The organism is Pseudomonas algeriensis, assembly GCF_048847255.1.
Classification (GTDB): Bacteria; Pseudomonadota; Gammaproteobacteria; order Pseudomonadales; family Pseudomonadaceae; genus Aquipseudomonas.
The window spans coordinates 462179-485074 of record NZ_JBKKRK010000002.1 but is presented as its reverse complement, the minus strand read 5'-3'; the positions used below and the strand labels follow the sequence as shown (position 1 = coordinate 485074).

The window sequence follows — 22896 nt, the reverse complement described above, 5'->3', positions numbered from 1 at the left end:
CGGTTTCTTATTAGTGAAACGACCGTCAGACGCGTTCGATCGCCAGCGCCAGACCTTGGCCGACCCCAACACACATGGTCGCCAGGCCTTTCTTGCCGCCGGTCTTTTCCAGATGATGCAACGCGGTCAGTACCAACCGTGCCCCGCTCATGCCCAGCGGGTGGCCCAGGGCGATGGCGCCACCGTTCGGGTTGACTTGCGGCGCATCGTCCGCCAGCCCCAAGCCCCGCAGTACCGCCAAGCCTTGGCTGGCAAAGGCTTCGTTAAGCTCGATCACGTCAAAATCGGCGACGGCCATTCCCAGGCGCTCGGTGAGCTTGCGCACCGCTGGCACCGGGCCGATGCCCATTACCCGGGGCGCCACCCCGGCACTGGCCATGCCCAGCACTTTGCCCCGAGGCGTCAGGCCATGTTTTTTAACCGCCTCTGCAGACGCCAGGATCATCGCGGCCGCGCCGTCATTCACACCCGAGGCGTTGCCGGCGGTGACGGTTTTGTCCGCGCCGTTGACCGGCTTGAGCTTGCTCAGGGTCTCCAGCGTGGTGTCAGCCCGTGGATGCTCGTCCTGCTCGACCACGGTTTCACCTTTTTTGTGGGCGATGCGCACCGGCACGATTTCCTCGGCAAAAAAACCGGCCGCCTGGGCCGCTGCCGCCCGCTGCTGGCTGCGCACGGCGAAGGCGTCCTGGTCGGCGCGGGAGACAACATGGTCGTCGGCCACGTTATCCGCCGTCTGCGGCATCGCGTCCACGCCGTACTGGGCTTTCATCAAAGGGTTGATGAAGCGCCAGCCGATGGTGGTGTCTTCCAGTTTCATGTTGCGGGAAAACGCCGCGTCGGCCTTGCCCATCACGAACGGCGCACGGGACATCGACTCCACGCCGCCAGCAATCGCCAGTTCCATCTCGCCGCTGGCGATGGCGCGGAACGCGGTCCCGATAGCATCCATGCCCGAAGCGCAGAGGCGGTTGAGGGTCACGCCAGGAACACTTTCAGGGAGGCCCGCCAACAGCAGCGCCATGCGCGCGACGTTGCGGTTGTCCTCGCCGGCCTGGTTGGCGCAGCCGAGGAATACCTCGTCCACTGCATTCCAGTCCACGGATGGGTTGCGCTCCATCAATGCCTTGATCGGCACGGCGGCCAGATCATCGGCACGCACGGCGGCCAGGCTGCCGCCGAACCGGCCGATGGGGGTTCGAATCGCATCACAGATAAAAACGTCGCGCATCAGGCTTCTCCCGGTGTCTGCCCGTGGGCCGCCGCGGTGCGGGCCTCAAGGTCACGCAGTGCGCGCAGCTCCACCTCGGTCGGCTCGGCGGTGGTCTGCACCTGGTCGGCGAAGCGGATCGCCCACCCGGTGGCCGCGATCACTTGCTCGCGAGTCACGCCAGGGTGCAGCGAGGTGACCACGAATTCATGACTGCCGGCTTCCGGCTCCATGATGCACAGGTCAGTGATAATCCCCACCGGCCCGGCACCCGGCAAGCCAAGGCGCTTGCGCGAATCGCCACCTTCGCCGTGACCGACCGAGGTGATGAAATCCAGCTTGTCGACAAACGAACGGGCCGACTGCTTGAGGATGATCAGCACACTCTTGGCGGAACCGGCAATTTCCGGCGCGCCACCCGCGCCGGGCAGGCGGACTTTCGGCTGATGGTAGTCACCCACCACCGTGGTGTTGATGTTGCCGAAACGGTCGACCTGGGCCGCACCGAGAAAACCGACGTCGATACGCCCCCCTTGCAGCCAGTAGCGGAAAATCTCACCGGTCGGTACGACAGTGTCCGCGGTTTCCGCCAGCTCACCGTCGCCGATGGACAGCGGCAATACGCTGGGCTTGGCACCGATCGGACCGGACTCGTAGATCAGCACTACATCGGGTGACGAAGTCAGCCGTGCCAGATTGGCCGCTTTGGACGGCAAACCGATGCCCACGAAGCACACGGCATTGTTCTTCAACCGCCGCGCCGCCGCGACCGTCATCATCTCATTGGTGGAATAGGTCATGGTTTCACCTGCGAAGCGGCTGCGAGCCGGGCCTGGAACTCACTGAAATCCTGGGTGCCGCGAATGTATTCGTCGATCCAAGCGCTAAACGTATCGCGATCCCGGGCGATGGGGTCCCACGCTTGGTAGAAACGATTATCTCGCTCGGTATAACCGTGGGCGTAGGACGGATGGGCGCCGCCGGGCACATGGCACACGGCGCTCAACGCCCAGGTCGGCAGCACGCAGGCGTTCATCGGCGCATTCAGGTCATCGACGATTTCTTCCACGGTGACGATGCAGCGCTTGGCGGCCAGGGCGGCTTCTTTCTGCACGCCGAGGATGCCCCACAGCAGCACGTTTCCTTTGCGGTCGGCTTTCTGAGCGTGGATCACCGTGACGTCCGGGCGCACCGAAGGCACGGCGGCCAACACCTCACCGGTAAAGGGACAGGTCACGCTCTTGATCAGCGGGTTGACCTTCGGCAGGTCGGAACCCGCGTAGGCCCGCAGCACCGCGAACGGTAGGCCGGAGGCACCGGCAACGTAGGCATTGGCCAGGTCTGCGTGGCTGTGCTCCTCGATTTCCAGCGGATGCGGCCATTGCTTTTCCACTGCGTCACGCAACCGGTGCAACGAGCCCACGCCAGGGTTGCCGCCCCAGGAGAAAATCAGCTTGCGAGCACAACCGGCTCCGATCAACTGGTCATAGATCAGGTCGGGCGTCATGCGCACCAGCGTCAGGTCTTTCTTGCCCTGACGGATGATTTCATGACCCGCCGCTGTCGGGATCAAGTGGGTGAAGCCTTCGAGCGCGACGGTATCGCCGTCGTTGACGAACTGCTTCACCGCATCGTGCAGCGAAAGGATTTCAGCCATGGGGCAGGCTCCCGTTTTCCAGTAGACCGACATGAATAAGGCGCGAGGTTAGGCGCCGGAATGACTGAAGATTAAGCTTCGGGATGAAGGCAAAACAATCCGATAATCGACAGAGCGTTCGTTTATCGAACAGATTGTTGCTTGGCTATCTATTTATCAGGACACAGCAAATTCCCTGTGGGAGCGAGCTCGCTCGCGATAGCGACGTATCAACTTGCATCAATGTTGACTGACCCACCGCCATCGCGAGCAAGCGCGCTCCCACAGGTCTTTTACAGGCTCAAGCTCTATGGCTCAGGTTGCGTCCGCATGGCTGACCATGCCCTTGATCACCACCGCCACGGTCGCCAGGGCCGCCGGGATCACCAACGCGGTCAGAACCTGTTCAAAGTTCCAGCCCAGCCCCAGCAGGGTCGCGCCCATCCAGGCCCCGAGAATCGCCCCGAAGCGACCTATGCCCAGCATCCAGGAAACACCGGTGGCCCGGCCCTGGGTCGGGTAGAAGCGCGCCGCCAGGGACGGCATCGCCGATTGGGCGCCGTTGACGCACATGCCCGCCACCAGCACCAAGGTGGCAAGCAGGGTGATGTTGCCCAGGCTCTGCCCGACCGCGTAGGCAAACAGTCCGGCCATCAAGTAGAAAATGCCGATGACCTTGTGCGGATTGAACCGATCCATCGCCCAGCCCACGCCAACGGCGCTCAATACCCCACCGAACTGGAACAGCGCGCCAATAAATGCCGCCTGCTCCATGCTCGCGCCGCTGTCACGCATCAGGGTCGGCAGCCAGCTGGTCAGGAGATAGACAATCACCAGGCCCATGAAATACGTGAGCCACAGCAACAAAGTGCCGGCGCTGTAAGTGCCCGAGAAAATCACCGCCAGCACGTTGCGCGCCTTCACGGTTGTCTGCTCCGGCACGCTGAAGCTGGACGCCTGGGCGATAGTCGTTGGGTCAATCGGCGCCAGGGTCTTGCGCACTTTGTCGGTGCCACGGTTACGCACAACCAGGTAACGCGCGGACTCCGGCAACCAGAACACCAGCACGACCGCGAGTATCAGCGGCAGAACGCCGCCAATCAGCAGGAGGCTGTGCCAGCCAAATGCCGGGATCAACTTGGCCGAGATGAACCCACCGCCGGCCATGCCGAGGTTGAAGCCACAGAACATGCTGGTCACCAGCAGGGATTTCTTGCGCTCCGGGGTGTATTCCGACAGCAGAGTGGTGGCGTTCGGCATGCCGGCGCCCAATCCCAAGCCGGTCAGGAAACGCAGCACCAGCAATTGATCGACATTGGTACAGAACGCCGAGGCCAGGCTGAACGCGCCAAACAACACGACCGCGCCGACCAATACGAGTTTTCGTCCAAAGCGATCGGCCAACGGGCCGGAGCCCAGGGCGCCGAAGACCATGCCGATCAGCGCGGCACTCATGACCGGGCCAAGGCTGGCCCGGTCGATGCCCCAATCCTGGGACAACGCCGGCGCGATGAAACCCATGGCCGCGGTATCGAGGCCATCGAGGAAGACGATCAGGAAACAGAGAATGACCACGCGCCACTGATAGCGTGAGATCGGTTGAGCGTTGATGAAGGACTGCACATCGAGGCATGTGCCTACGGAAGTCTGGGGCTGATTCATTTTATTTTTATTCCACGCAAGAGACGCCAGATGACGCTGCGCGACATTAATGAGGCCGGGCAAATACCGTCAATTCATCGCAGCCGAGTGTGTGCGTTTATCGAACAGCTTAAGAAAACAACTGTGCGCTCAAGTCGCGGCTGGCCCCCAACAGACCTGGCAGGAAACGTTGCTCCAACTCATTGCGGCTGACCCGCCCGGCATGGGTGCTGACATTCAGGGCCGCGACTACTTGGCCCGACGCGTCATAGACCGGCACGGCAATCGAGCGCAGCCCCTGCTCCAGCTCCTGGTCGACGATGCACCACCCTTGCTGCCGGACCTGATGCAAGCATTCAAGCAGCGCCTCGGGCGTATGCAGGGTCCTGCTGGTCTTGGCCTGAAGGTCGGCATGGTCGAGGTAATCTCGCAGCGAAGCGTCGTCCAGGGCCGCCAGCAGGATCCGGCCCATGGACGTGCAATACGCCGGCAGGCGGCCGCCGACGGACAGGTCCACGGAAATCAGCCGCTGGGTGGTCGCCGACCGGGCGATGTAGAGGATATCGTCGCCTTCGAGCGTGGCCATGTTGCAGGCCTCGTGCAGCTGTTCGCTCATGCGGTCCAGATAAGGCTGGGCGGACACGGCCAGCGGCGTCGATGACAAATAGGCGTGGCCCAGCGTCAGTACTTTGGGCAGCAATGAATAGGTACGCCCATCGGTGGTCGCATAGCCGAGCTTGATCAAGGTATACAGGCAACGGCGGACGGCGGCGCGGGGGATTTCCGTGCGATGGCTGATCTGCGCGATGGTCAGGTGCCGCTTGCGCTCCTGGAAAGCCTGGACCACGGCAAGGCCCCGGGCCAGCGAGGTCATGAAATCCGGGTCACCCGTCATGGCCTGGATCCGCTTGGCCGGCGAGGCGACGATCGGTGGCGCGACTGACGTAAAGGCATTGCGCAATTGGTCGTTCATGTCAGGTCCTCGGAAATTGACGACTATTACAAGCGGCTGCCCGGCCGACAGACAAGCACCTGGCGATCAAGACCGTTCGATTATCGAACTGGCGACCGATAATCGCAATCCATGCATCAGCTCTTCATCTGGCCATGCTCCTGATATCGCCCACTCGGGTATGGAAATAACAAAGATGGGCCGTGAGGGGTTGCAACAAACGAGGCTCAATATTGAACTTGTGGTACGTCTTCAAACTCTGTTGACACAACTTGCACATACAAACATTGGTTCACACAAGGCAACCGAACGTTTTAACTTTAGCGATAGTGTTATTCAGATGGACCGCTATAATGCGCTCAGTGACGGCGCGGCCAATCGGCCAGTCCCGTCCGCGGGCACGACAGTTCTAACTGTCATGTCGGCAACCGGTGCGTGAAGCATCGATGACCGCTTCCTCTGTATCGGCAATAACCCGAAGCCCTGATGCTACGTCAGCTGTCAGCTCTGGTGCCGTGGCCGTCTGCATGACTGCATGCAGTGCGTATCACCAGATTAATTTCAATTCATTAGGTAATACTGTGACGAAAGAAGAACTGCGCGCGGAACTTGAGCGCCAGGAACAACGTTACAAGGAAGTCTACGGCGGGGAAATCACCACCTACGCCGCGCAACCCGAACCGGAACGCAAACCTTGGCGCAAACGCGCCACCGTCCAGGACCAGGCTTTCAGCCAGGAACTTCAAAAGATGGAAAAAGAGCTCAAGTCCGAAGAAGGATGACGTCGCGCACTTGATGTTGTTACGGGCCGTGTCCGGTCGCCACCCAGGCCGGACACGGCAGCGGACGCCCGCCAGAAGCGGGCCGCTTCAACTCACCAGCCATCGGTCGGGTAACCGTAACGACTGCTCGTCCTTCAGTTTTTTTCTTCCGACGATCCCGGCGCGAGGCGAACACGCCAACAGAGCTTTCATCCTTGTAAACAAAGGCTTGCAGCCTCCTGGCGCCCCTCGAAAAAGACAGCCGGCACCCCGGTCGCTTAGCAGAAGATTGTTACCGATGAGCAGGCAATGCATCGATTTGCGAGGTTTTCTGGCATAATCGCGCCCCCTTATGACCGGGTCAGAAAACCTTCATGATCGATTTATTCAGCGGACTGGATGCTTGGGTGCTCGTGAGCCTCTTGCTCGCCCTGGCTTTTGTCCTCGCCTTCGAGTTCATCAACGGCTTTCATGACACCGCTAACGCGGTTGCCACTGTTATCTACACCAAAGCCATGCCGCCTCACCTGGCGGTGTTCTTTTCCGGTGTGTTCAATTTCCTCGGCGTGTTGTTGGGCGGTGTGGGGGTGGCGTATGCCATCGTGCACTTGCTGCCCGTGGAACTGTTGATCAACGTGAACACCGGCCACGGGTTGGCCATGGTGTTCTCACTGCTCGCGGCGGCCATCACCTGGAACCTGGGCACGTGGTACTTCGGTATCCCGGCCTCCAGCTCCCACACCCTGATCGGCTCGATCCTTGGCGTCGGCCTGGCCAACGCATTGATCAATGACATTGCGCTGCGCGATGGCGTGAATTGGCAGAAGGCAATCGACATCGGTGCTTCCCTGGTGTTCTCGCCCATGGCCGGCTTCCTGATCGCCGCACTGGTGTTGATCGGCCTGAAATGGTGGCGTCCGTTGTCGAAGATGCACAAGACGCCGGAACAGCGCCGCAAGATCGACGACAAGAAACACCCGCCATTCTGGAACCGCCTGGTGCTGGTGATTTCCGCCATGGCCGTCAGCTTCGTCCACGGTTCCAACGACGGCCAGAAAGGCATCGGCCTGATCATGCTGGTGCTGATCGGGATCGTCCCCGCGCAGTTCGTACTCGACCTGAACAGCACGACGTACCAGATCGAGCGTACCCGCGACGCGACCCTGCACTTGAGCCAGTTCTACAAGCGCAACAGTGAATCCCTCGGCGAATTCCTGGCCTTGGGCAAGAGTGTCGAAGGCGATCTGCCGGAGAAATTCCGTTGCAACCCGCAACAGACCGAACCGACCATCAACGCGCTGCTCGATACGCTCAAAGGCGTGGCGGACTACCACTCGCTGCCTTCGGAAAGCCGTATCGAAGTGCGTCGCTACCTGCTCTGCCTGGACGACACGGCGAAAAAGGTCGGCAAGCTGCCGGGCCTGGCGGCTCGTGAGAAAGACGACCTGAACAAGCTGCGCAAAGACCTGACCGCGACCACCGAATACGCGCCGTTCTGGGTGATCCTGGCGGTTGCCCTGGCGCTGGGCCTGGGCACCATGGTCGGCTGGAAGCGCGTGGTACTGACCATCGGCGAGAAGATCGGCAAGCAAGGCATGACCTACGCCCAAGGCATGTCGGCCCAGATCACCACCGCTTGCATGATTGGCGCGGCGAACGTCTTCAGCCTGCCGGTTTCCACCACCCATGTACTGTCTTCCGGCGTGGCGGGCACCATGGTCGCCAACAAGAGCGGCCTGCAAGGCGGCACGGTGAAGACCATCCTGCTGGCCTGGGTGCTGACCTTGCCGGCAACGGTGGCCCTGTCGGCGGCGCTGTTCTGGCTGGCGTCCAAGGCCATCAGCGGCTGAGTCTCTGGCAGTTATGAAAAAAGGTGCGTTCCTTGCGGTTCGCACCTTTTTTCATGCCCAGCCACCTGTGGGAGCGAGCAAGCTCGCCCCCACAATGGTTTTATGTGAAACCGGAACATTTGCCAAAAAAAAGGGCGACCGAAGTCGCCCAAAATGCCTTGCGTGCTCGTTGTCGCTGAAAAGGCCTACGGCTTCTTGCGCTTGTGCGCATCTTTCCAGATGAATAATCCAAAACCTGCGAAAAACACGAACATGAGGCCGACCGTCAACACACCGGCAAACACCACATTATCGATAAACATGACTGGCCTCCTGGTCTTGCCCCTGTTTCGTTGGAGCCAAGTTAACCAATCGGGCCTGGATGAAAATTGACCGGAATCAATACCGCTCGCGACGGAGCGAAATGAAGAGGGAATAATTGATTTGGATCAATGAATCGAGGGGAGCTCAGCGCTTTTTCGGTTTGTTTTTCGGTTTTTTCTTTGGTTTGGCCAGCGGCATGGCCTGCTCGAAAGCCTGGCGAACTTCATTGAGGCGTTTTTCGTTGAGGTCGTGAACGCGCTTGGCGCGCTCAGCGCCCAGGTCAATCAGCTTGTCTTCTTGGCTCATGGTGTGTCGGCATCATACGGTGAGTTCGGATGCGCCCATGATGCGGGCTGCTTCCTGCGTTGACCAGCCCGGCCGTCTCGGCGGGCTTGGATCAGATCTGGATATCGACCCATAGGCCTTGGCGCGACTCCCCTTCCACCAGCGGTACGACCGGCACTGTGTTGTCGGCGTTCAGCTCGGTGCCCGGCACCGCCAAATGTTCGTCGGGGTCTTCATCGGCTTCACGGCGACGCCTTTCACGCTCCTGCTGGCGGCGCTGTTCCTCGCGCAGCAACAACGCGGTTTCTTCAGGATCGCGCTTTTGCAGGTCGATGGTGCTTTCGCTGGAGCTTTCCTGAACAGGGACCACGGGCGGAATATCCGGTCGCGGCCGGATAGGATCCTGCTGCGCGGTAACGGGTACGGCGCTCAAGGGAAGCATGGGTGGCAACATAAAGGTCTCCTGTCTTCAGGTTGTCGGCTGTGGCGGGGACAGCTTGAACCGCTGGTCCGAAACTTGTGACCTGGTTGGCATTGCGCCCTGCCAGCCCACAAGCTTGTTTGATCGCGCAGCCCGTTTAAGTTCCCTTGGCCAGGTTGACGGGGAACGCCCACGCGAGGCCTGGCAGATGTGCGTAAATCCTTTGGTCTGGCGGCTCATTCCGTTAAGATAGCCGGCTTTTTCACGGCGGGAGTCAGGCAGCATGGCGCAGCAGTATCAACCGGGGCAACGCTGGATCAGTGACAGCGAAGCCGAGCTGGGTTTAGGCACCGTTCTGGCACAGGACGGCCGCTTGTTGACCGTGCTCTATCCGGCCACTGGCGACACTCGCCAGTACGCGCTACGGAATGCGCCCTTGACCCGCGTACGGTTTTCGCCGGGCGACGTGATCACTCACTTCGAAGGCTGGAAAATGACCGTGCGCGAAGTCGACGACGTCGATGGACTGTTGGTCTACCACGGCCTTGACGGCCAGAACGAAGTCGTCACGCTGCCCGAAACCCAGCTGTCGAACTTCATCCAGTTCCGCTTGGCCAGCGACCGCCTGTTCGCCGGCCAGATCGACCCACTGGCCTGGTTTTCCCTGCGCTACCACACGCTGGAACATACCAGCCGCCAATTGCAGTCCCCGCTTTGGGGCCTGGGTGGCGTCCGCGCCCAACCGATCGCCCACCAACTGCACATCGCCCGTGAAGTGGCTGACCGCATTGCGCCACGGGTACTGCTGGCAGACGAAGTGGGCCTGGGCAAGACCATCGAAGCCGGCCTGATCATCCACCGCCAACTGCTTTCCGGGCGCGCCAGCCGCATCCTGATCCTGGTCCCGGAAAACCTCCAGCACCAATGGCTGGTGGAAATGCGCCGGCGCTTCAACCTGCAGGTGGCGCTGTTCGACGAAGAACGCTTCATTGAAAGCGATGCCAGCAACCCCTTCGAAGACACCCAACTGGCGCTGGTGGCGCTGGAATGGCTGGTAGACGACGAGAAGGCCCAGGACGCGCTGTTTGCCGCCGGATGGGACCTGATGGTTGTCGACGAAGCCCATCACCTGGTGTGGCACGAAGACCATGTCAGCCCTCAATACGCGCTGGTGGAGCAACTTGCCGAAACCATTCCCGGCGTACTGCTGCTGACCGCGACACCTGAGCAACTGGGACAGGACAGCCACTTCGCCCGTCTGCGCCTGCTGGACCCGAACCGTTTCCATGACCTGCAGGCCTTCCGTGCCGAAAGCGAGAACTATCGCCCGGTCGCCGAAGCCGTCCAGGAGTTGTTGGACAAAGGGCGCCTGTCGCCCGAAGCCCACCAGACCATCCACGGTTTCCTGGGTAACGAGGGCGAAGCGCTGCTGACGGCTGTCAACGATGGCGACATCGAAGCCAGCGCCCGCCTGGTTCGTGAATTGCTCGACCGACATGGCACTGGCCGCGTGCTGTTCCGCAATACCCGCGCCGCCGTGCAAGGCTTCCCGGAGCGCAAGCTGCACGCTTATCCTTTGCCATGCCCGGACGAATACCTGGAACTGCCGCTGGGCGATCATGCCGAGCTGTACCCGGAAGTCAGCTTCCAGGCCCAGCCGGACGCCAGCGAAGAAGAGCGCTGGTGGAAATTCGACCCGCGCGTCGAATGGCTGATCGACCAGTTGAAAATGCTCAAGCGCACCAAGGTCTTGGTAATCTGCGCCCACGCGGAAACCGCCATGGACCTGGAAGACGCCCTGCGCGTGCGCTCCGGCATCCCTGCCACGGTGTTCCACGAAGGCATGAACATTCTGGAGCGCGACCGCGCGGCCGCTTACTTCGCCGATGAAGAGTTTGGCGCCCAGGTGCTGATCTGCTCGGAAATCGGCAGCGAAGGTCGTAACTTCCAGTTTGCCCATCACCTGGTGCTGTTCGACCTGCCATCGCACCCGGACCTGCTGGAACAACGGATCGGCCGCCTGGACCGGATCGGCCAGAAACACACCATCGAGCTGCACGTGCCCTACCTGGAAACCAGCCCGCAGGCCCGGCTGTTCCAGTGGTATCACGAAGCCCTGAACGCGTTTCTCAACACCTGCCCGACCGGCAACGCCTTGCAGCATCAGTTCGGCCCGCGCCTGCTGCCATTGCTCGAAGAAGCCGACGATGGCGACTGGCAAGCGCTGATCGACGAGGCCCGCGTGGAGCGCGAGCGCCTGGAAGCCGAGCTGCATACCGGCCGCGATCGCCTGCTGGAGCTCAATTCCGGCGGCGCGGGTGAAGGTGATGCGCTGGTGGAAGCCATTCTCGAACAGGATGACCAGTTTGCCCTGCCGATCTACATGGAGACCTTGTTCGACGCCTTCGGTATCGACAGCGAGGACCATTCAGACAACGCGCTGATCCTCAAGCCGAGCGAGAAAATGCTCGACGCCAGTTTCCCCTTGGGCGACGACGAAGGCGTGACCATCACCTACGACCGCAACCAGGCGCTGTCTCGCGAGGACATGCAATTCATCACCTGGGAGCACCCGATGGTGCAAGGCGGCATGGACCTGGTGCTGTCGGGCTCCATGGGCAACACGGCCGTGGCGCTGATCAAGAACAAGGCACTCAAACCCGGCACCGTGCTGCTGGAACTGCTCTATGTCAGCGAAGTGGTCGCCCCGCGTTCGCTGCAGCTGGGCCGCTACCTGCCACCAGCGGCCCTGCGCTGCCTGCTGGACGCCAACGGCAACGACCTGGCGGCTCGGGTCTCTTTCGAAACCCTGAACGACCAGCTCGAAAGCGTGCCACGCGCCAGCGCCAACAAATTCATCCAGGCCCAGCGCGACCAACTCGCGCCGCGGATCAATGCCGGCGAACAGAAAATCATCCCACGCCATGCCGAGCGCGTGGCCGAGGCCCAACGTCGCCTGGCGGCTGATACCGAAGAAGAGCTGGCACGCTTGACCGCGTTGCAAGCCGTCAACCCAACCGTGCGGGACAGCGAACTGGAGGCTTTGCGCCAGCAGCGTGAGCAAGGGTTGGCGATGTTGGAGAAGGCTGCGTTGCGGTTGGAGGCAATTCGGGTGCTGGTGGCGGGGTAATTTCGGCTGGGCTTTCGTTTCCGTGTGGGGGCGAGCACGCTCGCTCCCACAGGGTTCGTTACTGAGATCGGTTGCTCAGTTGCTGTTGCAGGTACTGGATCTGCGATTGCAAGGTGTTGATGTTGCGGGTGACCTGGCCGCGGAAGGCATCGAATTCGGCGGTATTGCCGGAACGGTTTTCCTGTTGGCTCTTGAGCACGACCATGTCCTGCTCCAAACGCTCGATGGCCGAGTTGGAAGTGGCTCGTTTCAAAGCCGTGATGTCCGCACCGATGCTTTTGAGCTGGGCATCCAGGGCACCACCCTCGCCTTGGTTCTTCAAGGCCGACACTTCCGCCGCCAACGCCTTGACCTGAGCCTGGAGTTCCTTGTTGGCCGCTTGCAGCTGGGTGTTGGTGTTTTCCTGCTGCGAAGCCTGGGTGATCATCTTGGCCAGTTGCGTGTCCAGGTCGGCGGACGGGCCGAAGGCGCCTTGCAGCGCTTTATATTGTTCCTGCAGCTTGCCGTCGAATTGGCGGCCCTGCTCTTGCATCTTGTTTTCCAACTGTCTGATCTGCAGTTTCAAGGCTTCACTGTCGCTCATGACATTGGACTGTCCGGCGACCACCTTGCCGGAAATGTCCTGCAAGCGCCCGGCCGCATCCTCGCTGATGCGGGCGAAGCTTTCCTGGGTGGCCACCAATTGCTGTTCCATCAGGGAAATCTGCTGGAAACTCCACCACGCCAGGAAGGCCAGCGCGCACAGCAAGGCTCCGACCAAGGCCCACAGCGGCCCGGTGCTCGGTGCCTTGACCTTCGCCGCCGCAACGGACGCCGGACGCGCCTGCACGTGGGGCGGGCGATTGCTCAGGAAGTCATCGTCATCGGGGATGTCCGCCCGCATCCGCAGGCTCGGTACATCGTCGAAGTCGTCGTTGGCATCGTTACGCGTGGGCATGGGTTCAACCTTTGGGAAATCGGTGGTGACTCGATGCGGCGAGTATAACCCCCTCGCCCGCCGCACCCATTGACCCCGAACCGGGCACTCGGTTCATGACGGGGCGATCAGCGGCCATGCTGGACGCGCCACCAGGCGCAGAATTCATCGAGGGCGGCCCAGAGGCTGACCTTCGGATCATAATCCAGACAGTGCCGTGCCCGGTCGATATCCAGGGTGAAATTCCTGCTCATCACCTGCATGCCCAGGCGTGACAGCGTCGGTTCAGGCCGTCCGGGCCAGATTGCGCAAAGACCTTCGTTCATGGCCGCAACGCTGTAGGCCAGTCCATAGGAGCGGTAACGCCTGACCTGCGGGACTTCCATCTGCCGCATCACATAATTGACCACATCCCACAGTGGGACAGGCGCGCCATTGCTGATGTTATAAGCCTTGCCCAAGGCCGAATCGGTGGCCAGCAGGCTGCTGAGCAGCGCTTCGTTGAGGTTCTGTACGCTGGTGAAATCCACTTTGTTCAAGCCGTTGCCAACAATCGCCAGGCGTCCCTTGCGCTGCATTTTAAGCAGCCGCGGGAAAATGCTCATGTCGCCGGCACCGGTGACGAATCGCGGGCGCAGGGCCAGCACTTCCAAACCGAACTCCTGAGCACCGAAGACTTTCTGTTCGGCCAGGTATTTGGTGGCAGCGTAGGGATGCTTGAAACGTTTGGGCACCTGTTCTTCGGTCAATCCCAAGTGGTCACGACCATCGAAGTAGATCGAGGGCGAAGAAAGGTGAACCAGTCGCCGGACCTTTTGCTTCAGACAAGCCTCGACGATGTTCTCGGTGAGCTGGACATTGCCTTGGTGAAAGTCCTGGTAGCGTCCCCATAACCCCACCGAGCCGGCGCAATGCACCACGGCGTCGACATCGCGACACAGGTCCCGGGCCAACATCGGGTCGCCCAGATCGCCCTCGATGAACTCGGCGCCGCGCGTCACCAGGTGCTGGACGTTTTCAGGCCGGCGGCCATTGACCCGAACATCCAGGCCTTGCTCCAGGGCGAAACGCGCAAAGCGTCCGCCAATGAAGCCGCTTGCGCCGGTGACCAGAATTTTCATGAAATGCTCCTAAATCAGTTTCGTGCCACAAGCCAGCTGCATCAGTTCACCCCATGTAGCGTGCTGCCTGCCGCTGCGACCAGCTGCTCGGTCAACAAACCGAGCAACTGCCCGCCATTGCGCCAATGATGCCAGTACAGCGGCACATCAATCGGCTTATCTGCGAGTAACTCCACCAGTTCGCCTCTTTCCAGTGCATCGCGAACTTGCAGCTCGGGCACTAGCCCCCAGCCAAGCCCCGCCTCGATAAGGCGAAGGAAACCTTCGGATGATGGGCATAAATGGTGTTCGAATCCGCCTTCGACGCCGAGGGAAGCGAGATACCGGTGTTGCAGGAAATCATCCGGGCCGAACACCAGGGCAGGTGTGCGAGCCAGCAGATCGGCGCGCACCCCGCCGGGGAAATGCCGGGCAATGAAGGCGGGGCTGGCGAGCGCCCGGTAGCGCATGGCCCCCAGCAACACGCTGCGGGCGCCGGCCACCGGGCGTTCACTGGCGCAAAGACAAGCGGCGACCTCTCCGGCGCGCATGCGCTTGAGGCCTACGGTCTGGTCCTCCACCACTAAATCGAGCAACACATGCTGCTCGGCACAGAATGTCCCCACCGCGCTGGCCCACCATGTGGCCAGGCTGTCGGCGTTCAGCGCAATGCGCAGGCGCTCCGGCAGGCCCTCTTCGTCCAGCGCCGGCACCAGGCTTTGCAGGTCGCGCTCCAGTAAACGCACCTGTTGTACATGGTTGAGCAGGCGACGGCCGATTTCCGTGGGCGTCGGAGGCGTGGCGCGCACCAGCACGGGCTGGCCGACCCGCGCTTCGAGTAGCTTTATCCGCTGGGAGATGGCCGATTGCGACAATCCCAGCACCTGCGCGGCTCGCTCGAAGCCAGCTTGCTCGACAACGCTCGCCAGGGCGGAGAGCAGTTTGTAATCGAACATCAGTTTTCCTTATGGCCGATCAGCATGATTTGTTTTTCTTATACCCCCGCACCCCGGAGAATGGCCAGCAATTTGCGAACTCCTGGAGTGACAACGTTATGTGGCAAAGCTATGTAAACGGGCTGCTGGTGGCCCTTGGGTTGATCATGGCGATCGGCGCGCAGAACGCGTTCGTGCTGGCCCAGAGCCTGCGCCGCGAGCATCACCTGCCGGTGGCTGCGCTGTGCATCGCCTGTGATGCGCTGTTGGTCGCCGCCGGGGTGTTCGGCCTGGCAACGCTGCTGGCCCAGAGCCCATGGTTGCTTTCTATCGCTCGCTGGGGCGGCGCTGCGTTCTTGCTTTGGTACGGCAGCCAGGCGCTGCGTCGGGCCTGTTCGAGGCAAAGTCTGGAGCGGGATGAAAAGCAGGTCGCGCGGTCTCTGCGAACCGTGCTGCTGAGCGCGCTGGCGGTCACGCTGCTCAACCCTCACGTCTACCTCGACACCGTGTTGCTGATCGGCTCTCTCGGTGCCCAGCAGAGCGTGCCTGGCGCCTATGTCGTGGGCGCGGCCAGTGCTTCGCTGCTGTGGTTTTCCACGTTGGCCCTGGGTGCCGCGTGGCTCGCTCCCTGGCTGGCCCGCCCTGCGACCTGGCGCGTCCTGGACCTGCTGGTGGCCGTGATGATGTTCACGGTAGCAGCGCAACTGATCGTGTCGGGCTGATATTCCAAACCGCTCTGGAACCTCTATTCCACACAGTTGTTGCGTGGTTATGCCGCACCCCCGGTGCTATGATCCGACTCCTGCGCCGCAAAGAGTACAAACTCCCCGGCGCTAGTCTGGCCGCCCGTGATCGGCCTTGCGCTCACCGCAACTGACCTGATTAGGAGAATCACCATGGCTTTCGAATTGCCGCCGCTGCCGTACCCACACGACGCACTGGCGCCACACATCTCCAAAGAAACGCTGGAATACCACCACGACAAGCACCACAACACCTATGTCGTGAACCTGAACAACCTGGTGCCTGGCACCGAGTTCGAAGGCAAGACCCTGGAAGAAATCGTCAAGACTTCCTCGGGCGGTATCTTCAACAACGCCGCTCAGGTCTGGAACCACACCTTCTACTGGAACTGCCTGACGCCTAACGGCGGCGGCCAACCTACCGGCGCGCTGGCTGAAGCCATCAATGCTGCCTTCGGTTCGTTCGACAAGTTCAAGGAAGAATTCAGCAAGACGTCCATCGGCACCTTCGGTTCCGGTTGGGGCTGGCTGGTGAAAAAGGCTGACGGTTCCCTGGCCCTGGCCAGCACCATCGGCGCCGGCAACCCGCTGACCAGCGGCGACACCCCGCTGCTGACCTGCGACGTCTGGGAGCACGCCTACTACATCGACTACCGTAACGTGCGTCCAAAATACGTCGAGGCGTTCTGGAACCTGGTGAACTGGGAGTTCGTGGCTCAGCAGTTCGAAGGCAAGACCTTTACTGCCTAAGCTGTGATGTCTTGAAAAACGGCGCTTTTCCGACGGGAAAGCGCCGTTTTTTTTAGACTTGGATTGCTTTGCGCGAGCGAGCTTGCCCCTCGGCAAGCTTCGCGGTGATCAAGCAATATCGCCCCAGACAAAATGACCTCGCGTCCGAAAAACCAATAAAAAACCCGCCAAGCCTCAAGTTGCAGGCCCTTCCAACCGAAACAATGGTCGTAGAGTCATCACTCTGCAAACACCGTATAACGGCCAGGTTTCAGGCGAAATCCCTTGTGTTTGATTGTCCCTTTGACTGACATCACAGGATTGCCAATACTCATGGCATCTTGACGCTACCCGCACGGAACAAGGAATCCCTCTTTGAAGCTGGAACTCAAAAACAGCTTGTCTGTGAAGTTGCTCCGGGTCGTGCTCCTCTCGGCGTTGATCGTTGGCATGGTTTTGAGCTGCGCCCAGATCGTATTCGACGCCTACAAAACCAACCGGGCCGTCGCCGACGACGCCCAGCGCATCCTCGATATGTTCCGCGACCCGTCCACCCAGGCGGTCTATAGCCTGGACCGCGAGATGGGCATGCAGGTGATCGAAGGCCTGTTCCAAGATGAAGCCGTGCGCATGGCGTCCATCGGGCATCCGCGCGAAACCATGCTAGCCGAAAAAACCCGGCCTCTGCAGAAGTCTGAAAGCCGCTGGCTGACCGACCTGATACTGGGCCAGGAGCGGACCTTCACCACGCAACTGGTGGGCCGCGGCCCCTACAGTGAATATTATGGCGACCTGAGCATCACGCTCGACACCGCCACCTATGGCCAGGGCTTTATCGTCAGTTCGGTCATCATCTTCATTTCCGGAATGCTGCGGGCCCTGGCCATGGGCCTGGTGCTGTACCTGGTCTACCACTGGCTGTTGACCAAGCCGCTGTCGCGAATCATCCAGCACCTGACCGAAATAAACCCGGACCGCCCCAGTGCCCACAAGATCCCGCAGCTAAGGGGTCACGAGCACAACGAACTGGGCCTGTGGATCAACACCGCCAATCAATTGCTGGCCTCCATCGAGCGCAACACCCACCTGCGCCACGAGGCTGAAAACAGCCTGCTGCGCATGGCCCAGTACGATTTCCTGACCGGCCTGCCCAATCGCCAGCAACTGCAACAGCAACTGGACAAGATCCTCGTGGATGCCGGACGTCTGCAACGTCGCGTCGCGGTGCTGTGCGTGGGGCTGGATGATTTCAAGAGCATCAACGAACAGTTCAGCTACCAGACCGGTGACCAGCTGCTGCTTGCCCTGGCCGATCGGCTGCGCGCCCACAGCGGACGCCTCGGCGCATTGGCGCGACTGGGCGGCGACCAGTTTGCGCTGGTCCAGGCCGATATCGAGCAACCCTACGAAGCCGCCGAACTGGCCCAGAGCATTCTTGACGACCTGGAAGCGCCGTTCGCGCTGGACGACCAGGAGATCCGCCTGAGGGCGACCATTGGCATCACCTTGTTTCCTGAAGACGGCGACAGCACCGAAAAGCTGCTGCAAAAAGCCGAGCAGACCATGACCCTGGCCAAGACCCGCTCGCGCAATCGTTATCAGTTCTACATTGCCAGCGTCGACAGCGAGATGCGCCGCCGTCGCGAATTGGAAAAGGACCTGCGCGAAGCCCTATCGCGCGAGCAGTTCACCCTGGTGTACCAGCCGCAGATCAGCTATCGCGACCTGCGCGTGGTGGGCACCGAAGCGCTGATTCGCTGGAACCATCCCGAACACGGTTTCGTGCCGCCAGACCTGTTCATTCCTCTGGCCGAGCAGAACGGCACGATCATCGCGATCGGCGAATGGGTCCTGGACCAGGCTTGCAAGCAGCTGCGCGACTGGCATGACCAGGGCTTCGTCGACCTGCGTATGGCGGTCAACCTGTCCACCGTGCAGCTGCACCACGCCGAGTTGCCCAGGGTGGTGAACAACTTCCTGCAGATGTACCGCCTGCCGCCGCGCAGCCTGGAACTGGAAGTCACCGAGACCGGCCTGATGGAGGACATCACCACCGCTGCCCAGCATTTGCTGAGCCTGCGCCGTTCCGGCGCGCTGATCGCCATTGACGATTTCGGCACTGGCTACTCATCGCTGAGTTATCTCAAGAGCCTGCCGCTGGACAAGATCAAGATCGACAAGAGCTTCGTCCAGGACCTGCTCGATGACGAAGACGATGCAACAATCGTTCGCGCCATCATCCAACTGGGCAAGAGCCTGGGCATGCAGGTCATTGCCGAAGGTGTCGAGACTATCGAGCAGGAGGCGTACATCATTTCCGAGGGCTGCCATGAAGGCCAGGGCTACTACTACAGCAAACCCCTGCCCGCGCGGGAGTTGGGCCTTTACCTGAAGCAGGCGGAGCGCATCAAGGCTTCCATCGTCTGATCCTCGACGGCCCCGTCATCGGAAATTTCTTACGGACGTCGTCGAAAGACAGCGATCCGCTCGAGTGAATAAGAAATATTTACAGGCACAACCCTTTACACATAATGCAAATCTTTCGCATTATGTCGCAGTTTTGCGCGCCCTCGCGCCTGTCCCATTCATCACCGAAGCAGGATGTTCGCCATGATTCGTATGCCTCTGGCTACCGCCAGTCTGTTGGCCATTGCTATTTCCCTCGCCGGTTGCGGCGAAGGCAAAGACAAGGCCGCCGCGCCGCAAGCGCCAACGCCGGCCGCCAGCACCGCTGCACCGGCTGCCCCCGCTGCCGCTGGCAAGATCGATGAAGCCGCCGCCAAGGCTGTTGTCGCGCACTACGCCGACATCGTCTACGCCGTCTACAGCGATGCCGAATCCACCGCGAAAAACCTGCAGACCGCCGTCGATGCCTTCCTGGCCAAGCCGAACGCCGACACCCTGAAAGCCGCCAAGGCTGCCTGGGTCGCCGCACGCGTGCCATACCTGCAGAGCGAAGTGTTCCGCTTCGGCAACACCATCATCGACGACTGGGAAGGTCAGTTGAACGCATGGCCCCTGGACGAGGGCTTGATCGACTACGTCGACAAATCCTACGAGCATGCCTTGGGTAACCCGGGCGCCACCGCCAATATCATTGGCAACACTGAGGTCCAGGTCGGCGAAGACAAGGTCGACGTCAAGGACATCACCCCGGAAAAACTCGCCAGCCTGAACGAGCTGGGCGGTTCCGAGGCCAACGTCGCCACCGGCTACCACGCCATCGAATTCCTGCTGTGGGGCCAGGACCTCAACGGCACCGGCCCTGGCGCTGGCAATCGCCCGGCCTCGGATTACCTGGAAGGCGCCGGCGCCACGGGCGGCCACAACGATCGTCGTCGCGCCTACCTGAAGTCCGTCACCCAGCTGCTGGTCAACGACCTGCAGGAAATGGTCGGCAACTGGAAGCCGAACGTAGCCGACAACTATCGCGCCACCCTGGAAGCCGAGCCTGCCGAAACCGGCCTGCGCAAGATGCTGTTCGGCATGGGCAGCCTGTCCCTGGGTGAACTGGCGGGCGAGCGCATGAAAGTCTCCCTGGAAGCCAACTCCCCGGAAGACGAACAGGATTGCTTCAGCGACAACACCCACAACTCGCATTTCTACGATGCCAAGGGCGTGCGTAACGTTTACTTGGGTGAATACACACGCGTAGACGGCACCAAGATGACCGGTGCCAGCCTGTCGTCCCTGGTGGCGAAGGCCGACCCGGCCGCCGACACCGCGCTCAAGGCCGACCTGGCCGATACCGAAGCGAAGATCCAGGTCATGGTGGATCACGCCAACAAGGGTGAGCACTACGACCAACTGATCGCCGCTGGCAACACCGCGGGCAACCAGGTCGTGCGCGACGCCATTGCCGCCCTGGTCAAGCAGACCGGTTCGATCGAACAGGCCGCAGGCAAGCTGGGCATCAGCGACCTGAACCCGGACAGCGCTGATCACGAGTTCTGATCAGCACCGGCTGGCTGATGGTTAACGCAGCCGGCCACGCCACAAACCTGTGGGAGCGAGCCTGCTCGCGATGAGGGTATGTCAGTCGACATCGATGTCGGCTGGCCTGCCGCTATCGCGAGCAGGCTCGCTCCCACAGTGGTTTTCGGTGGTCATTGCAACCCGGCAAGCCGTGCCTCGATAAACCGCCGCTCCGGCAACTGCTGCGTCAACGCCAGCGCACGACGGTACGCCGCCCTCGCCTCCTCCATCCGTCCCAACTGCCGACAAAACTCCGCCCGCGCCGAATGGGCCAGGTGATAGTCGGTCAATTCACCCCTACCCAGTATTCCATCGATCAGGCTCAGCCCAGCCTGCGGCCCGTCGCGCTTGGCCAAGGCGGCCGCGCGGTTGAGTTCGATGACCGGCGATGGCACGGCACGCAGCAGCACATCGTAGAGGCCGACGATCTGCGGCCAGTCGGTTTGCTGCGCTGTCGACGCTTCGGCGTGCACCGCAGCGATCGCCGCTTGCAGGCAATACGGTCCGAATCGCCGGGTATTGAGCGCCGCCTCGACCATGGCGCAGCCTTCGGCAATCATTGCCTGGTCCCACAGCGACCGGTCCTGTTCATCCAGCAAGACCAGCTCACCGGTCATGGAAGTCCGCGCCGGCCGCCGCGATTCGTGCAACAGCATCAATGCCAGCAACCCCATGACTTCGGCTTCGGGTAACAGCTCCATCACCAGGCGTGCCAGGCGTATGGCTTCGCGGGTCAGGTCTTCCCGGGTCAACTCGGCGCCCATCGACGCCGAGTACCCTTCGTTGAACACCAGGTAGATCACGCGCAGGACGCTGTCGAGGCGTTCAGGCAATTCGGTGCGGGACGGCACCTGGTAAGGAATCCGTGCATCACGGATCTTCGCCTTGGCCCGCACGATGCGCTGGGCGATGGTCGCCGGCGCCGCGAGAAATGCGTGGGCGATCTCCTCGGTCGTCAGGTCGCACACTTCTCGCAGGGTCAACGGCACTTGGGCGTCAGCCGCCAGCGCGGGGTGGCAGCAGGTGAAAATCAGCCGCAGGCGATCGTCTTCCACGTCCTCGTCACTCCAATCGGCCTGCTCCAGCTCCTCGAGCTGCGCAATCAGCATCGGTTGGGATGCCGCGAAGCGCGCCCGCCGGCGCAGGCCGTCAATCGCCTTGAACCGCCCCGCCGATACAAGCCAGGCTCGCGGATTGTCCGGCACTCCGTCGCGCTGCCAGCGCTCCACCGCGATGAAAAAGGCCTCGTGCATAGCCTCTTCAGCGAGGTCGAAGTCTCCCAGCAGGCGAATCAGGGTCGCCAGGATCCGCCGCGAGTCCTGCCGGTAGACCTGCTCGACCCGCGCCTTGACCACTTCGGCCGACATCAGCCGGACAGCCCCCTGGTCACTGGGCTGATGGATCGCATGGAAGAAACAAGCTCAAGGTTCATGGAAGCAATCCTGTTGATCATCGTTTTCAAGGATTCAATTGACGTACCGGTCGAACCTCGACACAGCCGACCCGGGCCGCCGGTATGTGGCCGGCGACCTGGATGGCTTCATTCAGGTCCTTGGCGTCGATCAGGTAGAAGCCCGCCAATTGCTCCTTGGTTTCGGCGAACGGGCCATCGGTGATGGACAGCTTGCTGCCGCGCATGCGCACCGTGGTGGCGGTCTGCACCGACTCCAGGGCTTCGGCCGCGACCATCCGGCCGCTGCCCTGGACTGATTCGGCGTAGGCCATGCATTCGGCGTCCTCGGGACTGTCCGGCGAGTTGTGCAGGACCTCTTCGTTGCTATACACCAGGCATAAATACTTCATGGAGAGCTCCGTGATCGGCTGATCGACAAGGATGGCAGAAGCGAACCGCAGCCGCTCAGGGCTGCAAATCGAAAATCGCCGTCCCGGCCATGGGATCGAACGGCGCGGACCAATGCTCGTGGACGATTTTCCACTGCCCGGCCGAACGTTTGTAGCAGGCCGTGACGCGCATCCAGCAGGCCTGCTCCTCGCCCTTGTCGTTGGTGCCACCGCAATAAGCCAGCCAGTGGGCAAACGCAATGTCATCGGCTGCGTTGATCTGCACCTGGTGAAAATCGAACTTGTGCGGGCCGGGGCACATTTCCATGCAAGCCTCCCAGTGCGCCCGGTAGGCGACCTTGCCCTTGAATTGCAAGGCCTGGATGGCGTCGAACGAAACGATGCCATCGTCATAAAGCGCCATGACCTTTTCTACATCCTTGGCCATGACCGCTTGGCGATAAGTATCGATCAGGGTCTGGATCTCGGTATCGGCAGCTTGGGTATTCATGGTGATTCTCCGCAGGTTT

Annotated in this window: 22 protein-coding genes; 8 read left to right on the top strand and 14 right to left on the bottom strand. The window is 61.3% G+C overall.

The genetic code is table 11. The features are described from left to right. Window positions 1-25: 25 nt before the first annotated feature. The 5 genes from pcaF to pcaR all read right to left on the bottom strand — a co-directional run bounded on the left by pcaF (window position 26) and on the right by pcaR (window position 5457). On the bottom strand, window positions 26-1231 hold the full coding sequence (pcaF, locus tag ACLK1G_RS05220; RefSeq protein ID WP_420764457.1) for a 3-oxoadipyl-CoA thiolase: 1206 nt from the start codon (window positions 1229-1231) through the stop codon (window positions 26-28). Continuing rightward, the gene (locus ACLK1G_RS05215; protein ID WP_420764441.1) at window positions 1228-2007 is read right to left on the bottom strand and encodes a CoA-transferase subunit beta; all 780 of its coding nucleotides are present in this window, start codon (window positions 2005-2007) and stop codon (window positions 1228-1230) included. The genes pcaF and ACLK1G_RS05215 overlap by 4 nt, the downstream gene beginning before the upstream one ends. Next, on the bottom strand, window positions 2004-2864 hold the full coding sequence (locus tag ACLK1G_RS05210; protein WP_420764440.1) for a CoA transferase subunit A: 861 nt from the start codon (window positions 2862-2864) through the stop codon (window positions 2004-2006). Before ACLK1G_RS05210 ends, ACLK1G_RS05215 begins: the two co-directional genes overlap by 4 nt. 294 nt (window positions 2865-3158) lie before the next feature. Beyond that, window positions 3159-4505 carry a 4-hydroxybenzoate transporter PcaK gene (gene pcaK, locus ACLK1G_RS05205; RefSeq protein ID WP_420764439.1) on the bottom strand — a complete coding sequence of 449 codons (1347 nt, stop codon included), beginning with the start codon at window positions 4503-4505 and terminating at the stop codon, window positions 3159-3161. A gap of 109 nt (window positions 4506-4614) precedes the next feature. Beyond that, window positions 4615-5457, bottom strand: coding sequence for a pca regulon transcriptional regulator PcaR (pcaR, locus tag ACLK1G_RS05200; protein WP_420764438.1), 843 nt, complete (start codon window positions 5455-5457; stop codon window positions 4615-4617). 16 nt (window positions 5458-5473) lie between these two features. Here pcaR and ACLK1G_RS05195 point away from each other — a divergent pair, with 16 nt between their 5' ends. From ACLK1G_RS05195 to ACLK1G_RS05185, 3 genes are all read left to right on the top strand, one after another. After that, on the top strand, window positions 5474-5875 hold the full coding sequence (locus tag ACLK1G_RS05195; RefSeq protein ID WP_420764437.1) for a hypothetical protein: 402 nt from the start codon (window positions 5474-5476) through the stop codon (window positions 5873-5875). A 142-nt stretch (window positions 5876-6017) separates the two neighbouring features. Continuing rightward, window positions 6018-6218, top strand: coding sequence for a hypothetical protein (locus ACLK1G_RS05190; RefSeq protein WP_420764436.1), 201 nt, complete (start codon window positions 6018-6020; stop codon window positions 6216-6218). A gap of 353 nt (window positions 6219-6571) precedes the next feature. Further along, complete coding sequence (locus tag ACLK1G_RS05185; protein ID WP_420764435.1) at window positions 6572-8047, top strand: inorganic phosphate transporter; 1476 nt, start codon at window positions 6572-6574, stop codon at window positions 8045-8047. A 185-nt stretch (window positions 8048-8232) separates the two neighbouring features. Here the strand turns inward: ACLK1G_RS05185 and ccoM are convergent, their stop codons facing one another. The 3 genes from ccoM to ACLK1G_RS05170 form a co-directional block, all read right to left on the bottom strand. Beyond that, window positions 8233-8349, bottom strand: a complete 117-nt coding sequence (ccoM, locus tag ACLK1G_RS05180) for a cytochrome c oxidase subunit CcoM (RefSeq protein WP_030139315.1) — start codon at window positions 8347-8349, stop codon at window positions 8233-8235. Between the two features lie 145 nt (window positions 8350-8494). Further along, window positions 8495-8656 carry a hypothetical protein gene (locus ACLK1G_RS05175; protein ID WP_420764434.1) on the bottom strand — a complete coding sequence of 54 codons (162 nt, stop codon included), beginning with the start codon at window positions 8654-8656 and terminating at the stop codon, window positions 8495-8497. 91 nt (window positions 8657-8747) lie between these two features. Further along, on the bottom strand, window positions 8748-9089 hold the full coding sequence (locus ACLK1G_RS05170; protein WP_420764433.1) for an aspartate-semialdehyde dehydrogenase: 342 nt from the start codon (window positions 9087-9089) through the stop codon (window positions 8748-8750). A 250-nt stretch (window positions 9090-9339) separates the two neighbouring features. Between ACLK1G_RS05170 and rapA the strand changes: the two genes are divergently transcribed. Then, window positions 9340-12186 (top strand): RNA polymerase-associated protein RapA, encoded by a 2847-nt coding sequence (gene rapA / locus ACLK1G_RS05165; protein ID WP_420764432.1) that lies wholly within the window; start codon window positions 9340-9342, stop codon window positions 12184-12186. A 58-nt stretch (window positions 12187-12244) separates the two neighbouring features. Here the strand turns inward: rapA and ACLK1G_RS05160 are convergent, their stop codons facing one another. The 3 genes from ACLK1G_RS05160 to ACLK1G_RS05150 form a co-directional block, all read right to left on the bottom strand. After that, a complete protein-coding gene (locus ACLK1G_RS05160; RefSeq protein ID WP_420764431.1) occupies window positions 12245-13123 on the bottom strand; it encodes an ATPase in 879 nt (292 codons plus the stop codon). Between the two features lie 107 nt (window positions 13124-13230). Continuing rightward, window positions 13231-14223, bottom strand: coding sequence for an NAD-dependent epimerase/dehydratase family protein (locus ACLK1G_RS05155; protein ID WP_420764430.1), 993 nt, complete (start codon window positions 14221-14223; stop codon window positions 13231-13233). 41 nt (window positions 14224-14264) lie between these two features. Continuing rightward, window positions 14265-15158 (bottom strand): LysR family transcriptional regulator ArgP, encoded by an 894-nt coding sequence (locus tag ACLK1G_RS05150; RefSeq protein ID WP_420764429.1) that lies wholly within the window; start codon window positions 15156-15158, stop codon window positions 14265-14267. A gap of 98 nt (window positions 15159-15256) precedes the next feature. On the opposite strand from ACLK1G_RS05150, the gene ACLK1G_RS05145 reads away from it, so the two are divergent. The 4 genes from ACLK1G_RS05145 to ACLK1G_RS05130 all read left to right on the top strand — a co-directional run bounded on the left by ACLK1G_RS05145 (window position 15257) and on the right by ACLK1G_RS05130 (window position 20563). Beyond that, the gene (locus ACLK1G_RS05145; protein WP_420764428.1) at window positions 15257-15859 is read left to right on the top strand and encodes a LysE/ArgO family amino acid transporter; all 603 of its coding nucleotides are present in this window, start codon (window positions 15257-15259) and stop codon (window positions 15857-15859) included. A 174-nt stretch (window positions 15860-16033) separates the two neighbouring features. Then, entirely contained in the window at window positions 16034-16630 is a 597-nt protein-coding gene (locus ACLK1G_RS05140) for a superoxide dismutase (RefSeq protein ID WP_420764427.1), read from the top strand. A 354-nt stretch (window positions 16631-16984) separates the two neighbouring features. Further along, window positions 16985-19036, top strand: a complete 2052-nt coding sequence (locus ACLK1G_RS05135; protein ID WP_420764426.1) for a putative bifunctional diguanylate cyclase/phosphodiesterase — start codon at window positions 16985-16987, stop codon at window positions 19034-19036. 183 nt (window positions 19037-19219) lie between these two features. Beyond that, the gene (locus ACLK1G_RS05130) at window positions 19220-20563 is read left to right on the top strand and encodes an imelysin family protein (RefSeq protein ID WP_420764425.1); all 1344 of its coding nucleotides are present in this window, start codon (window positions 19220-19222) and stop codon (window positions 20561-20563) included. Between the two features lie 152 nt (window positions 20564-20715). On the opposite strand, the gene ACLK1G_RS05125 is transcribed toward ACLK1G_RS05130, so the two are convergent. The 3 genes from ACLK1G_RS05125 to ACLK1G_RS05115 all read right to left on the bottom strand — a co-directional run bounded on the left by ACLK1G_RS05125 (window position 20716) and on the right by ACLK1G_RS05115 (window position 22877). Then, entirely contained in the window at window positions 20716-21951 is a 1236-nt protein-coding gene (locus ACLK1G_RS05125) for an RNA polymerase sigma factor (protein WP_420764424.1), read from the bottom strand. 91 nt (window positions 21952-22042) lie between these two features. After that, on the bottom strand, window positions 22043-22387 hold the full coding sequence (locus tag ACLK1G_RS05120) for a YciI family protein (protein WP_420764423.1): 345 nt from the start codon (window positions 22385-22387) through the stop codon (window positions 22043-22045). Window positions 22388-22442: 55 nt separating this feature from the next. After that, a complete protein-coding gene (locus tag ACLK1G_RS05115) occupies window positions 22443-22877 on the bottom strand; it encodes a YybH family protein (RefSeq protein ID WP_420764422.1) in 435 nt (144 codons plus the stop codon). Between the last annotated feature and the right edge of the window lie 19 nt (window positions 22878-22896).